The sequence below is a fragment of the Mycolicibacter acidiphilus genome, from assembly GCF_018455725.1.
Lineage (GTDB): Bacteria > Actinomycetota > Actinomycetes > Mycobacteriales > Mycobacteriaceae > Mycobacterium > Mycobacterium acidiphilum.
The window spans coordinates 152,760-166,187 of the sequence record NZ_JAHCLR010000006.1 but is presented as its reverse complement, the minus strand read 5'-3'; the positions used below and the strand labels follow the sequence as shown (position 1 = coordinate 166,187).

The window sequence follows — 13,428 nt, the reverse complement described above, 5'->3', positions numbered from 1 at the left end:
TCCAAACAAAAACTGTTTCAGAGCAATCTGAACCAAACGCCAGTCAAAAACCAGCATCAAAAAAACACCACACCCCCAACACGGGGCGTCAAGAATGTGGCAAAAAACAACAACAAACAAAAACCACCAAACACACTATTGAGTTCTCAAACAACACGCCCGACTGAGAGCGCAACCTACCGCCGGCATTTAGCCGCTGGTCGGTGCTGCGGACAGTCAGAATCCGGTCTGATTCTCTCGAATCGTTCCGGGGTGTCTCTGGGGCTTCCGTTTCCGGCCGCTCCCTGCGACGTGGATTAAGTTACGCGAGGGGAATCTGAGAGTCAAATCGCCTGGTCAGGAGTGGTTTTGCTCGGTTCAAGATCAATCCTGAGAGCGAACCGGGGCCGGCGATCAGCCGACCCTGGTGACCCCGGCCACAGTCCGTTTGCCGCGGCGCACTACCAACCAACGCCCGTGCAGGAAATCGGCGGTATTCGGCGTCCATTCCTCGCTGTCGACACGCACGTTGTTGACCGAAACCCCGCCCTCGCCGATCGTCCGCCGCGCCGCACCCCGGCTCGCCGACAGTCCGGTGGCGACCAGGAGGTCGACGATGCCGTCCGGGGCACCGTCGGCCAGCTCGGCCACGGTGGTCTCCCGCAGCGCGGCCGCCAGCGTCGGCTCGTCGAGCCGCGACAACTCCCCGCGGCCGAAAAGCGCCTGGCTGGCCAGCTCCACGGCCTCGGTCGCCTGCTCGCCGTGCACCAGGGTGGTGAACTCCTGCGCCAGCCGGCGTTGCGCCGCCCGCTCGTGCGGGCGTGCGGTCGTCGCCTCCTCCAGCTCACCGAGCTCGTCGGCGTCCAGGAACGTGAACCAGCGCAGGTAGCGGATGACGTCGGCGTCGGCGGTGTTGAAAAAGTACTGGTAGAAGGCGTATGGGCTCGTCATGTCCGGGTCCAGCCAGAGGCTGCCGCCGCCGGTGGATTTCCCGAACTTGGTGCCGTCCGCGGCGGTCACCAGCGGCACCGTCAGCGCATGGACGGTGGCCCCCAGCTTCTGGCGGACCAGGCGCACGCCGGCGATGATGTTGCCCCACTGGTCGGAGCCGCCGATCTGCAGCGTGCAGCCGTGCCGCTGATGCAGCTCCACGTAGTCGTTGGCCTGCAGCAGCATGTAGCTGAACTCGGTGTAGGAGATGCCCTCGGAGTCCAGCCGGCGCCGGATCGTGTCGCGGTCCAGCATCACGTTGACCGAGAAGTGTTTGCCCACGTCGCGCAGGAATTCCACCGCCGACATCCGGGCGGTCCAGTCCAGGTTGTTCTCGATGATCGCACCGGTCGGGGTGTCGTCGAAGTCGACGAAGCGCTCCAACTGGCCGCGGATTCGCTCGGCCCAATCGGCCACGGTGTCGGCGGTGTTCAGTGACCGTTCGCCGGTGTCGCGGGGGTCGCCGATGAGGCCGGTGGCCCCGCCGGCCAGCACGATCGGCCGGTGCCCGGCACGCTGGAAACGGCGCAGTGCCAGCAGCGGGACCAGGTTGCCGGCGTGCAGGCTGGGTGCCGTCGGGTCGAACCCGGCGTAGACGGTGATCGGGCCGCGGGCCGTTTCAGCCGCCAGCGCGTCGGCGTCGGTCGACTGGGCGATCAGGCCGCGCCAGGTGAGTTCATCGAGGATCGTCGTCGTCGGCATGGGTTGATTTTCCCGGATCAGTCGCTGGCGCCCGGCGCCGGTGCCCGCGGGCTGCGCCGAAACGCCGAGACCTCCGGGCACCCGGCCACCCACAGCCGCCACGGCCGGTCCGCGGCCTGACTCACGCCGACCCGGGGGCCGGCCAATCCGGGCACTGCGTCGTTGAGCTGCAGGCGCACCGGACTGCCCGGGTCGAACAGGTCGATTCCGTTGTCGTCCATGGTGATTCCCAGTGCGGCACACAGGTTGCCGGGTCCGCGGGCCAGGGCGGCGTCGGCCGCCGCACCCCGTCTGGCGCGGGCCGCCGCCAATCCGTCGACGACCACGCCGGAACGCATCAGCACGGCGGCCGCGGTTCCGTCCGGCCCGCAGGCGACGTTGGCGCAGACGTGGATCCCGTAGCTGCGGTAGGTGTACAGGTGCCCCGGCGGGCCGAACATCACCGTGTTGCGGCCGGTGGGGCCGCGGTAGGAGTGCGCGGCCCGGTCCGGCCACGGCCCGTCGGCCACTCCCCCGTAGGCCTCCACCTCGACCACGGTGATCTGCACGTCGCGGCCGGTCAGCGTCGCGCCCAGCAGTCGGCGCGCAGCAGCGACCGGGTCGACGGCAAGCTGCTCGGCGCTCACCGGTCTGATTCTGCCCGTAACCCTTGACAGCGCTGCACGCCGGGGCGATATTCATCGCATGGTGAATTCCTTCGACGGTGTGCACCCGGTCGCCGTCGACATCGATCGGCTGCGGGTGGTCCGCGGTGGACGCCCGGTGCTGCACGACCTGTCGATGCGGCTGCCGGCACACGCCATCACCGGGATGCTCGGCCCGTCCGGATGCGGCAAGACCACGTTGATCCGCTGCATCGTCGGCAGCCAACTCACCGCCTCCGGCACGGTCACGGTGCTGGGTGAACCGGCCGGGTCGGCGTCACTGCGGCACCGGGTCGGCTACATGCCGCAGCGCGCCACCGTCTACGACGACCTGCGGGTCATCGACAACGTGCGGTACTTCGCGGCGCTGCTGGGCGCCGACGCGGGCGCGGTCGACGGGGCGATCGCCGCGGTCGACCTGCAGCACCAGCGCACCGACTACTGCGGCAACCTGTCCGGCGGTCAGCGGGCGCGCACCTCACTGGCCTGCGCGCTGGTCGCCGCACCTGACCTGCTGGTGCTCGACGAGCCGACCGTCGGCCTGGATCCGGTGCTGCGCAGCGACCTGTGGCAGCAGTTCCACGAGCTGTGCCGGCGCGGGACGACGCTGCTGGTGTCCAGCCACGTGATGGACGAGGCGGACCGCTGCGGCGGGCTGCTGCTGATGCGCCAGGGCCGGCTGCTGGCCCACACCACACCTCGCCGTCTACGAGAGGACACCCGATGCACGTCACTGGAGGACGCATTCCTGTCCATCATCAGGCGCAGCACCGCGCCACGAGCCGGCTGACCGCGAGAGCGTATCTGGCCACCACCTTGCGGATCCTGCGTCAGCTGGCCGGCGACCACCGCAGCGTCGCGATGATCCTGCTGCTGCCCAGCCTGGTGATCGCCCTGATGTATTTCATGTTCCAGAACACGCCGCACCCGCCCGGCACGCCGTCGGCGTTCGATGTCGCCTGCCTGATCCTGCTGGGGATCTTCCCGCTGTTCCTGATGTTCGTGATCACGTCGATCACGATGCAGCGCGAACGAGCCTCCGGGACGCTGGAGCGCATCCTGACCACGCCGTTGCGGCGGTTCGATCTGCTGGCCGCCTACGCGACGGCGTTCTCGATAGCCGCGGCGGCGCAGGCGATGCTGGCGTGCGCCGTGTCGTTCGGACTGCTGGACTTCCACACCTCGGGCAGCCCGCTGTGGGTGTTCGCGATCGCGATCGTCAACGCGGTGCTCGGCGTCGGTCTGGGGCTGCTGTGCAGTGCGTTCGCGCGCACCGAGTTTCAGGCCGTGCAGTTCATCCCGGCGGTGATGGTGCCGCAACTGCTGCTCGCCGGGATCATCGTGCCGCGCGCGGCGATGCCCGACTGGCTGCAGTGGATCAGCGACGCGATGCCCGCCAGCTACGCCCTCGAGGCGGTCCAGCAGGTCGGTGCGCACCCGGACCTGACCGGGCTCACCGTCCGCGACATCGGCGTCGTGTTGGCCTGCACCGCGGTGACGCTGTGCCTGGCCGCGGCGACACTGCGACGGCGGACCGCGTGATGTCGAAACCCCGGCGTCCGGGCCGGCCACCCGGATCCTCCGACACCCGCCGACGCATCCTGGACTGCGCCCGGGAATTGTTCGCGCGCAACGGAATAGCACACACCTCCGTGCGGGCCGTCGCGGCGGCGGCGGGCGTGGACGCCGCGCTGGTCCACCACTACTTCGGCACCAAGCAGCAGTTGTTCACCGCCGCCATCGACGTTCCGATCGATCCGATGGCGGTCGTCGGAGCGCTGCGCGAGGTGCCGATCAGTGAACTCGGCCACCGGATCCCGTCGATCCTGTTGCCGCTGTGGGACTCCGAACTCGGTTCGGGATTCATCGCCACCCTGCGATCGATACTGGCCGGTTCGGAGGTGAACCTGTTCCGCACCTTCATCGACGACATCATCACGGTGGAGGTCGGTCCCCGGGTGGATCAGCCGCCGGGCAGCGGAACCGTCCGCATCCAGTTCGTGGCATCACAACTGGTGGGCGTGCTCACCGCCCGCTACATCCTGAAGCTCGAACCGTTCGCGTCGCTGCCGGCCGAGCAGATCGCCGCCACCATCGCGCCGAACCTGCAGCACTACCTCACCGGGGATCTGCTGGACCTGTCTGCGCCGTGAGCCGGGCGTGCTCGTCGTCGTCGACGGAGCGGGCCTCATCGACCAGCAGCACCGGAATGCCGTCGTCGATGCGGTAGGCCCGACGCAGGCGCGGGTTGTAGAACACCTGTCCGTCGTCGGTGTCCACCAGCAGCAGCGGACCCCGGTCAGCCGGGCAGACCAGGATCGCCAACAACGCCTCGTCGATCACGAGTGACCCCCGGCCAGTTCGGTGCGCACCGCCGCCGTCAGCCGTTTGAACTGCCGGGTACCGGCGTCGAGGTACCACGCGTTGCGCCCGGCCTTGGGCAGCCCGGATTCCTTGAGCATCGGACGGTAGACGGTGCTCAGCGGCAGGTCCGCCACCACGTGCACCACATCCGGCCCGATGCCGACGGGCATCTCCGCGACCGCCTCGGTCAGGTCGGCGGCGGTGACCGTCGCACCCGGCTGCAGCATGACGGCCGAGACCGCCAGGTGACTGTCGCCGACCGCAACCCGATAGGTGACCGCCAGATCGACGCCGGTGACAGCGCCCAGCGTGTCGGTGACCAGCATCGGGTACACCACCCCGCGCTCGGTGTGGATCGTCGACCCGCGCCCGCCGGCCAGCCAGTAGTCGCCGTCGGCGTCGCGCCGGAACAGGAACTCGGTGGAGATCCAGGTGTCGGCGGGGGCGAACACGCCGCGCTTGACCGACGCCGACGGATCGATCGGCCCACGCGGCTTGGCGAGCAGCACTCCGACCTCGCCCGCCTCGGCAACCTGCACGAAACCCCGCTCGTCCTCCAGGATCAGGTCATGCTCGGAGTCATAGGCCGCCAGCTCCACGGTCACCGCGCCGGGCAGCGGGCGGCCCTTGCTGCCCACCTTGGCGCCGGACACGTTGGCGAGCACCGCCTGACCATCGGTGGTGGCGAAGAACTCCACGATGTGGGCCGGCGCGAACGCGTCGGTGACCCGCTGCCAGAGCCCGGTCGGCATGCCCGACCCGATGAACAGCCGCACCGGGTGGTTACCCTGCAGCACGAAATCCGGGTCGTCGATGACCTCGCGCAGCATCGCCCAGGTGTAGGTCACCACGCTGACGCCGTACTGGCGGACCTCCGCGACGAAGCGGTCCGGGTGCAGCCCACGCGAGAGCGCGATCCGGGCGCCGCCCACCACCGCGCCGCCCAGGCTGACCAGCAGGCCGGACTCGTGGTGCAGCGGGGTGAGGCAGTACACCGTGTCGGTGGGGCCCAGCGCCGCCGCCGATGCGGTGCCGAACGCCGACAGCGCCCAGCGGTAGTTGGTGATCTGCTTGGCCACCAGTTTGCCGCCGACGGTCCCGAACGCCACGTACGCCAGGTCCTGCGCGAAACCGGGGTTGGGCCGGTACCAGCCGGGCAGTTCGACCGCGTCGGGGTCGATCTGCTCCATGTCGACGACGTCCACGTCGTCGGGCAGGTCCAGATCCCGGGTCTCGCCACCGCCGAGCACCAGCACCTGGCAGTTCAGTTCCCGCGCCGCGCCCGCCGCGCGTTCGAGATTGACCGGGCCGGTGATGATCTCGGCGACACCGCCCAGGCGGGCGGCGGCGACCAGGTCCCCGTCCGGCGGCATCAGCACCGCCACCGCACCCAACCGCGACAGGGCGGCGATCGCCACCAGCGCACTGGGCCGGGTCGCCATCAGCACACCGACGTGCACGCCCTGGCGCACCCCCATGTCGATCAGGCCGTGCACCACGTTGTTGATGCGCCGGTTGACCGCCTCATAGGTGTGCACCCGCCCGTCGAACAGCAGGAATTCGCCGTCGGGCGAATCCGCGGCCTGCTCGTCGATGATCCGGCCCAGCGAGATCCGGGTGTGGTCGTTGATCTGACCGAGCCGTGCCAACCGGGGCAGTGTGCGGGCCGTCTCGATTGCGATGGTGCGCACCGACTTCCGCGCCGCACCGACCGCGTCGGCGGCGCCGCGCGCCAGCGTCATCGCGACCCCGGAGGCCTCCCCCAGCCCGTGGGCGATGCGCGACGTCATCGCCACCCCGCTGGCGGTGTGTGCGGCCGGGTGGTCGACCATCGGCGCCACCCCCGCCGGCCGCGGACCGCGCCCGGTCTGCCACATGATCCACTGGGCGACGGTCGGCCAGGTCTCATCGGCCGCCTTCGACCCCACGACGAGCCCGAAATGGCCTGCCCGGATGAGGTATTCGTAGACCTCCGCGTTGGAGGCCGCACGCCGGATGCCGCGCACCGCGACCGGCTGGCCGATGTCGTCGACCTCACCGACGAACGCCAGGATCGGGCAGGTGATGTCGGTCAGCGTGACCAGCTGCCCGTTGATGGCGAAACCGCCGGTCATCATCCGGTTGTGGGCGATGAACTGCTTGAGCAGCTCCGAGATCGCCGGGCCGGACCAGGCGATCCAGCCCTCCGACTCCAGGAATCGGCGCTGCGCCTCGCGCGGCAGCAGCGCCTCCCGGTCATGCAACTGGCGCAGGAATTCCAGCCGGGCCTTCGCCGTCTTCAGCGGGTCCATCATCTGGAAGCCGATCCGCGCCTGCCAGCCGGAGATCTCCAGCCGGTTGAAGACGTGGTCGGCCATGAAGTCGGCGACCGTGGAGGCGATGTTCGCCGGAACACCCATCGGCAGACCGGCCAGCGTGTCCACCGGGGAGCCGAACGTGATGATGCTGGCGAGGCTCTTCGAACGCCGGTAGGCCCCAACCTGATAGGCGAACATGCCGCCCTGCGAGTAGCCGGCCAGGTGTACGTCGCAGCCGGCCGTCTCGGCCACGGTGTCGATCGCCTCGCTGAGTGCGACGATGTGGTCGGCCAGGTTGCGCCGCATCCCGCCTTCGACCTCGTCGGGCGAACCGAAGTCGATCACCCAGACGTCGCAGCCGCTGGCGTGCAGGATGCCGACCGCACCGTCCTCGCGGGTGACGTCCCACATGTTCGCCGACATCATCATCGGGTGCACCAGCAGCACCGGCGGCCCGGGCTGCGGCTGTCCGGGCCGGTTGTCCGGCGGGAAGTAGCGTCGCAGCTTGTACATCGGGACGCTCTCGACGATCTGGAACGGCGACGGCACCGCGCCGGTCTCCAGGCCGCCCCAGCGCAAGACCTCCAGGCCGTTCTGCGCAGTGGCAACCAACCACTCGACCGGCCTGGTAATGGCCGACAACTTCAGATCCACCGTCGCTCCCCTGCCTCGATGACGTGCACATTCTGGCACACCAGCACCGTCGCCCCGATGGGTTCAGTCACCGCAGTAACGTTCACGCGGTGGCACACCTGCTCGGAGCCGAGGCTCTGCACCTGCAGTACCCCACCGGTGTGGTGCTGGACGCGGTGACCCTGGGGGTCAACGACGGCGCCCGGATCGGCATCGTGGGTCGCAACGGCGACGGCAAATCCAGCCTGCTGCGACTGCTCACCGGCCGGTCGAACCCCGATTCCGGCCGGGTCACGCGACGCAGCGGGCTGCGGGTCGGCCTGCTCGATCAGTCCGACACCCTCGACGACGACAGCACGCTCGGCGCGACGCTGGTCGGCGACGCGGCCGATCACGAGTGGGCTTCCGATCCCCGGATCCGCGACGTCGTCGACGGGCTTGTCTCCGACATCGCTTGGGATGCAACCATTTCCGGACTGTCCGGCGGGCAGCGCCGGCGGGTGCAGCTGGCCGCGCTGCTGATCGCCGACTGGGATGTGATCGGGCTCGACGAACCCACCAACCATCTGGACGTGCAGGGCATCACCTGGCTGGCGGCGCACTTGAACGCGCGCTGGGCCCGCAACACCGGTGGCCTGCTGGTGGTCACCCACGACCGCTGGTTCCTCGATGAGGTCGCCACCACCACCTGGGAGGTGCACGACGGGATCGTGGAGCCGTTTCAGGGCGGGTACGCGGCCTACGTGCTGCAGCGGGTGGAGCGCGACCGGATGGCGGCGGCGTCCGAGGCCAAACGGCAGAACCTGATGCGCAAGGAGTTGGCCTGGCTGCGCCGCGGCGCCCCGGCGCGCACCTCCAAGCCGAAGTTCCGCATCGAGGCGGCGAACCAGCTGATCGCCGACGTGCCGCCGCTGCGCAACAGCGTGGAACTGGCGAAGCTGGCCACCGCGAGGCTGGGCAAGGACGTCATCGACCTGCTGGACGTGTCGGTGTCCTTCGGCGGGCGTCCGGTGCTGCGCGACATCGAGTGGCGGATCGGCCCGGGTGAGCGCACCGGGATCGTCGGCGCGAACGGCGCCGGGAAGTCGACGCTGCTCGGACTGATCGCCGGGACGGTGACGCCGGACAGCGGGCGGGTCAAACGCGGCAAGACGGTCCGGCTGGGGATCCTCGACCAGCAGTCCGGCGAGTTGGCGGCGGTCACCGGCGATCGGGTCTTCGAGGTGCTGGGCCGGCTGCGCGCCGAATTCATGGTGGACGGCCGCGAACTGACCCCCGCCCAGTTGCTGGAGCGGCTGGGCTTCGCGCGCGATCAGCTGTCGGCGCGGGTCGGTGAGCTCTCCGGCGGTCAGCGCCGCCGGCTGCAGCTGATGCTGACGCTGCTGGCCGAGCCGAACGTGCTGATCCTCGACGAGCCGACCAACGACGTCGACACCGACATGCTCACCGCCACCGAGGATCTGCTGGACTCCTGGCCGGGCACGCTGATCGTCGTCTCGCACGACCGCTACCTGTTGGAGCGGGTCACCGACCAGCAGTACGCGATCCTCGACGGCCGGTTGCGGCATCTGCCGGGCGGGGTCGACGAGTATCTGGAGCTGTCCGCGGCCGTGGCGCCGGCCGCCAAGGCGGTGACGGCTCCGGCGTCGGCCGGCCTGTCCGGGGCCGAGTTGCGGGCCGCGCAGAAGGAGATGACGGCCGTGGACCGGCGGCTGGCGCGGCTCGCCGAGGCGGTCGACGCCAAACACCACGAACTGGCGGCACACGATCAGTCCGATCACACCGGGCTGGCGCGGCTCACCGCCGAACTGCGGGCGATCGAGGCCGAGATCGAGCAGCTGGAAATGCGCTGGCTGGAGTTGTCGGAAACGGTCGAGTAACGAGCGGGCCAATCGGTGGCAGGCCCCGTTCGGCTGTTTTACGCTAGCCGTCTAACGCCAAGACTTTTTGTCCGACTGTGGGCGTGAGATCGCAGGAGCCCGATGAACCCGAAACCGAGACGGCTTCTCGGCGTGTGGTGGAACGAACCGCCCAACGACTGGCTGCGGGATTTCCTCGAATCTCGGGACGTGCTGGTCTGGTTCCAGCGCGGCATCGCGAGTTGCGGGGCGGCGTTGAGCGTTTTCTCGGGACTGGCCGCGTGGAGCCAGACCAACGCCCACCAGACGACGGCGCGGCTGGCGACGGCGGTTCTGGTCACCCTGATCCTGATGTGGTCGCTGCGCTGGGTGGTGCGGCCCTGGCCGACCCGGCAGGAGTCCGGGTGGCTGCTGGGTGCAGCTGATGCGGCGATCGCCGCGGGCTGCTGGCTTGAGGGGAATCGGCTGGCCGGCCTGGACAGCACGGTGACGTTCCTGTTGACCGGGATCTACCTGATCTTCTTTCACGGCCCGCGGGCTCAGACCGCCCACGTCGTCGTCACGCTGGCCACCACTGCGGCCCTGGCGGTCCGGCTGGGTCTGTCGGAGAACGACGCCGCCGGGTGGGCGCTGGCCGGCGCGCACGCTCTGCTCTGTCTGACGGTCAGCGTCGGGGTGCTGCCGGTGCTGCAGGTGGGGTTCTGGACGATCCGCCGCAACGACGCCGACGCGCTGATCGATCCGCTCACCGGGCTGGCGAACCGGCGGGGGCTGGACCAGTTGCTCAACCGCCGCCCGCGGCGCACGCAGTGCGGCATGATGTGCGTCTTCGCCATCGACCTGGACAACTTCAAGAGCATCAACGACCGCTACGGGCACCTGGTCGGTGACGACGTGCTGGTCCGCACCGCCGCACGCATCCAGTCCGCCGTGGGTCCGGGCGGGGTCGTCGCCCGGATCGGCGGGGAGGAGTTCGTGGCGGTGGACCTGCTGCAGCCGTCGTCGGTGCAGCCGTTGGCCGAACGCATCCGGTCCGCGATCGCCGACACCACCGAACCGCAGGTGACCGCCAGCATCGGGGTCGCGATCACCGCGGCGCAGACCCTGCCCGACAGCCGCGGCATCGCGATGGCGCTCAAGTGCGCCGACAACGTGATGTACGCCGCGAAACGGCGCGGCGGCAACGCGGTCAACCTGCACCCGTGCACGGCGTACAGCCAGCTGGTCGGGCCCGCGTAGCCGGTTCAGCGCCGGATCAGCGCCGGATCAGCGCCGCTCGAAATGCTGGTAGTCCACCGGTGACCGCCAGGCGCCGCCCCACGCCCAGCCGCGGTCGGTGAACGCGCGAACCGCCGGGTCGCCGGCGTGCAGCAGGCCCGGTTCGATCCGGTGCCGGTCGGTGTACACCGCGGCGTTGACCGGTTCGATGCGGGTGCCGGTGACCGAGGGGTTCAGCAGCGGGTTGACGTCGATCGCCCGGCCGTAGGCGTGCAGCGCCCAGCTGCCGGAGCCGGGGATGCGCCGGCAGTTGAACGCCGAGGTGTTGTCGTCTTCCATCGACAGTTCGTCGGAGGCGTGCGGGTAGGCGGCCGCCGTGCGCATCTTCTCGATCGGGAAGCCCAGCCGGTACAGCTGGTCGAACACGGTGACGACCTGGTCCACCAGCTGCGCGTGCACGATCAGCTGACCGCGATGCGGCTTGGCGTCGAACCCCAGGTGGGTGAGCGTGACCCGGCGCAGCTGCGCCGGGGAGACCGGGCAGCCGGGATGCCAGCTCGCGCCGAGGTCGGCGGCGGTGACGGGGGTGACGACGGCGGGTTGGGGTGGGGTGTCGACGGGCGGTGCCGCGGATGCTGTTGCGGGCGGTTCCGGCGGCGGTTCCGGTGCCGCGCATTGCGGCAGTACACCGCAGATCACGGCCAGGATCGTCAGCTCGGCGACACGTCGGCGGAGCGGTGTGCGGGTAGCAATGCGCCTGAGGCTAGCGCACGGCCCTGCGAACGCAGGCAGACTGGGGTATCCGCTTGTCATCACCCCCAGGAGGACAGCATGAAGATCAGCACGATGATGAAATCCGCCGTCGCGACCGTCGCCGTGGCAGCCGTCCCGGTGACCGTCGCACCGCTCGCGTTCGCGGCCTACCCGATCACCGGCAAGCTGGGCAGCACCCTGCAGGAGACCGACAGCGTCGGTCAGGTCGTCTTCTCCTGGAATGTCGGCGGCCTGCAGCCCAGCAGCGACACCATGCCGGACTTCCCGGTGGCCGGGAAGGTCTGGGAGGCCACCGCCACCGTCCGCGCCATCCACGGTCCGGTGACCCCGGCGATCTCGCAGTTCAACGCCGTCGCCCCGAACCAGGCGAGCTACCGGGTGCTGTGGGAGGTCGCGTCGCCGAAGGGCATCAGCGGCGCCACCATTCCCGAGGGCGCGCAGTCGACCGGGAAGATCTACTTCGACGTGACCGGTCCCGCGCCGACGACGGTGACGATGAACAACGGCATGCAGGATCTGATGATCTGGGGGCCGTGAGCGGGGATCAGCCCCGCAGCGCGGCGCGCAGCCGACCTTCCTCGGCGCGAACGATCTCCAGCTGCCGCTGCACCTGACTCGATGCGGTGCCGCCGCGGGCGTCGCGGGCGTTGACCGAGCCGGTCACGGTGAGCACCTCGCGCACCTCCGGGGTCAGCTCCGCGCTGATCTCCGCGAGTTCGGCGTCGGTGAGCTCGTCGAGTCCGACGCCGCGCCGCTCAGCGGTCTGCACCGCCGCACCGGCCGCCTCATGCGCCACCCGGAACGGAACGCCTTGGCGCACCAGCCATTCGGCGATGTCGGTGGCCAGCGTGTAGCCGGCGGGCGCCAGTTCAGCCATCCGGTCGGTGTGAAAGGTCAGGGTGCCGACCAGGCCGGCCATTGCCGGGCAGACCAGCTCCAGCTGCGCCGCGGAGTCGAACACCGGCTCCTTGTCCTCCTGCAGGTCCCGGTTGTAGGCCAGTGGCTGCGCCTTCAGCGTGGCCAGCAGTCCGGTCAGGTTGCCGATCAGCCGGCCCGACTTGCCGCGGGCCAGCTCGGCGATGTCCGGGTTCTTCTTCTGCGGCATGATCGAGCTGCCGGTCGACCAGGAGTCGTGCAGGGTGACGTAGCCGAATTCCGTTGAGCTCCACAGGATGATGTCCTCAGAGAGCCGGGACAGGTCCACCCCGATCATCGCGAATACGAACGCGGCTTCGGCGGCGAAATCCCGCGCGGCGGTGGCGTCGATCGAATTGTCCGCGGCCGCAGTGAAACCCAGGTTGGCAGCGATCGCGTCGGGGTCCAGGCCCAGGGATGAGCCAGCCAGCGCACCGGATCCGTACGGCGAGATCGCCGCGCGTCGGTCCCAGTCCACCAGCCGGTCCACGTCGCGCAGCAGCGGGTGCGCGTGCGCCAGCAGGTGGTGCGCCAGCAGCACCGGCTGCGCCGACTGCAGATGGGTCTTGCCCGGCATCACCGCGTCCGGATGCGCGGCGGCCTGCGCGGCGAGGGCGTCCACGATCTGCAGCACCCCAGCGGCGACCCGGCGCACCGCGTCGCGCAGCCACATCCGAAACAGCGTGGCCACCTGGTCGTTTCGGGACCGTCCGGCCCGCAGCCGGCCACCGAGATCCGGCCCGACCCGGTCGATCAGGCCGCGCTCCAGCGCGCCGTGCACGTCCTCGTCACTGGGCAACGGCAGGAAGCTGCCGTCGGCGACATCCTCGCCGAGACTGTCCAGCCCGGCCAGCAGTCCGTCGCGCTGATCCTCAGTGAGCAGCCCCGCACCGAACAGCACCTGGACGTGCGCCTTGGACGCGGTGACGTCGTAGGGCGCCAGCACCCAGTCGAAATGGGTGGACTTGCTCAACGCGGCCAGCGCGTCGGACGGGCCGTCGGCGAACCGGCCGCCCCACAGCGAACCCTCGTTGGTGCTCATCGGGTCACCTT

12 protein-coding genes are annotated in these 13,428 nt (G+C 69.7%); 6 read left to right on the top strand and 6 right to left on the bottom strand.

From position 1 onward, the window contains the following. Positions 1-393: 393 nt before the first annotated feature. On the bottom strand, positions 394-1,671 hold the full coding sequence (gene tyrS, locus KIH27_RS05745; RefSeq protein ID WP_214091963.1) for a tyrosine--tRNA ligase: 1,278 nt from the start codon (positions 1,669-1,671) through the stop codon (positions 394-396). 17 nt (positions 1,672-1,688) lie between these two features. Next, positions 1,689-2,297: a DNA-3-methyladenine glycosylase gene (locus tag KIH27_RS05740; protein WP_214091962.1), complete on the bottom strand. Its 609-nt coding sequence runs from the start codon at positions 2,295-2,297 to the stop codon at positions 1,689-1,691. 58 nt (positions 2,298-2,355) lie between these two features. Here KIH27_RS05740 and KIH27_RS05735 point away from each other — a divergent pair, with 58 nt between their 5' ends. The 3 genes from KIH27_RS05735 to KIH27_RS05725 are packed head-to-tail and all read left to right on the top strand — an operon-like array spanning position 2,356 to position 4,468. Then, positions 2,356-3,105: an ABC transporter ATP-binding protein gene (locus KIH27_RS05735; protein ID WP_214091961.1), complete on the top strand. Its 750-nt coding sequence runs from the start codon at positions 2,356-2,358 to the stop codon at positions 3,103-3,105. Further along, complete coding sequence (locus tag KIH27_RS05730) at positions 3,039-3,857, top strand: ABC transporter permease (RefSeq protein ID WP_214091960.1); 819 nt, start codon at positions 3,039-3,041, stop codon at positions 3,855-3,857. Before KIH27_RS05735 ends, KIH27_RS05730 begins: the two co-directional genes overlap by 67 nt. After that, positions 3,857-4,468 carry a TetR/AcrR family transcriptional regulator gene (locus tag KIH27_RS05725; RefSeq protein WP_214091959.1) on the top strand — a complete coding sequence of 204 codons (612 nt, stop codon included), beginning with the start codon at positions 3,857-3,859 and terminating at the stop codon, positions 4,466-4,468. The genes KIH27_RS05730 and KIH27_RS05725 overlap by 1 nt, the downstream gene beginning before the upstream one ends. Here the strand turns inward: KIH27_RS05725 and KIH27_RS05720 are convergent. Next, positions 4,434-4,658, bottom strand: a complete 225-nt coding sequence (locus KIH27_RS05720; protein WP_214091958.1) for a Trm112 family protein — start codon at positions 4,656-4,658, stop codon at positions 4,434-4,436. The two genes, KIH27_RS05725 and KIH27_RS05720, sit on opposite strands and share 35 nt — an antisense overlap. Further along, the gene (locus KIH27_RS05715; RefSeq protein ID WP_372451308.1) at positions 4,655-7,669 is read right to left on the bottom strand and encodes an acyl-CoA synthetase; all 3,015 of its coding nucleotides are present in this window, start codon (positions 7,667-7,669) and stop codon (positions 4,655-4,657) included. Before KIH27_RS05715 ends, KIH27_RS05720 begins: the two co-directional genes overlap by 4 nt. Before the next feature lie 50 nt (positions 7,670-7,719). Here KIH27_RS05715 and KIH27_RS05710 point away from each other — a divergent pair, with 50 nt between their 5' ends. Together KIH27_RS05710 and KIH27_RS05705 are read left to right on the top strand one after the other, a co-directional pair. Then, a complete protein-coding gene (locus KIH27_RS05710) occupies positions 7,720-9,489 on the top strand; it encodes an ABC-F family ATP-binding cassette domain-containing protein (protein WP_214091956.1) in 1,770 nt (589 codons plus the stop codon). A gap of 102 nt (positions 9,490-9,591) precedes the next feature. Then, positions 9,592-10,707: a GGDEF domain-containing protein gene (locus KIH27_RS05705; RefSeq protein ID WP_214091955.1), complete on the top strand. Its 1,116-nt coding sequence runs from the start codon at positions 9,592-9,594 to the stop codon at positions 10,705-10,707. A 27-nt stretch (positions 10,708-10,734) separates the two neighbouring features. On the opposite strand, the gene KIH27_RS05700 is transcribed toward KIH27_RS05705, so the two are convergent. Further along, positions 10,735-11,394 (bottom strand): M15 family metallopeptidase, encoded by a 660-nt coding sequence (locus KIH27_RS05700; RefSeq protein ID WP_372451309.1) that lies wholly within the window; start codon positions 11,392-11,394, stop codon positions 10,735-10,737. Between the two features lie 123 nt (positions 11,395-11,517). On the opposite strand from KIH27_RS05700, the gene KIH27_RS05695 reads away from it, so the two are divergent. Next, positions 11,518-11,997, top strand: a complete 480-nt coding sequence (locus KIH27_RS05695) for an MPT63 family protein (protein WP_214091953.1) — start codon at positions 11,518-11,520, stop codon at positions 11,995-11,997. Between the two features lie 7 nt (positions 11,998-12,004). On the opposite strand, the gene argH is transcribed toward KIH27_RS05695, so the two are convergent. Beyond that, entirely contained in the window at positions 12,005-13,417 is a 1,413-nt protein-coding gene (argH, locus tag KIH27_RS05690) for an argininosuccinate lyase (protein WP_214091952.1), read from the bottom strand. Positions 13,418-13,428: the final 11 nt, after the last annotated feature.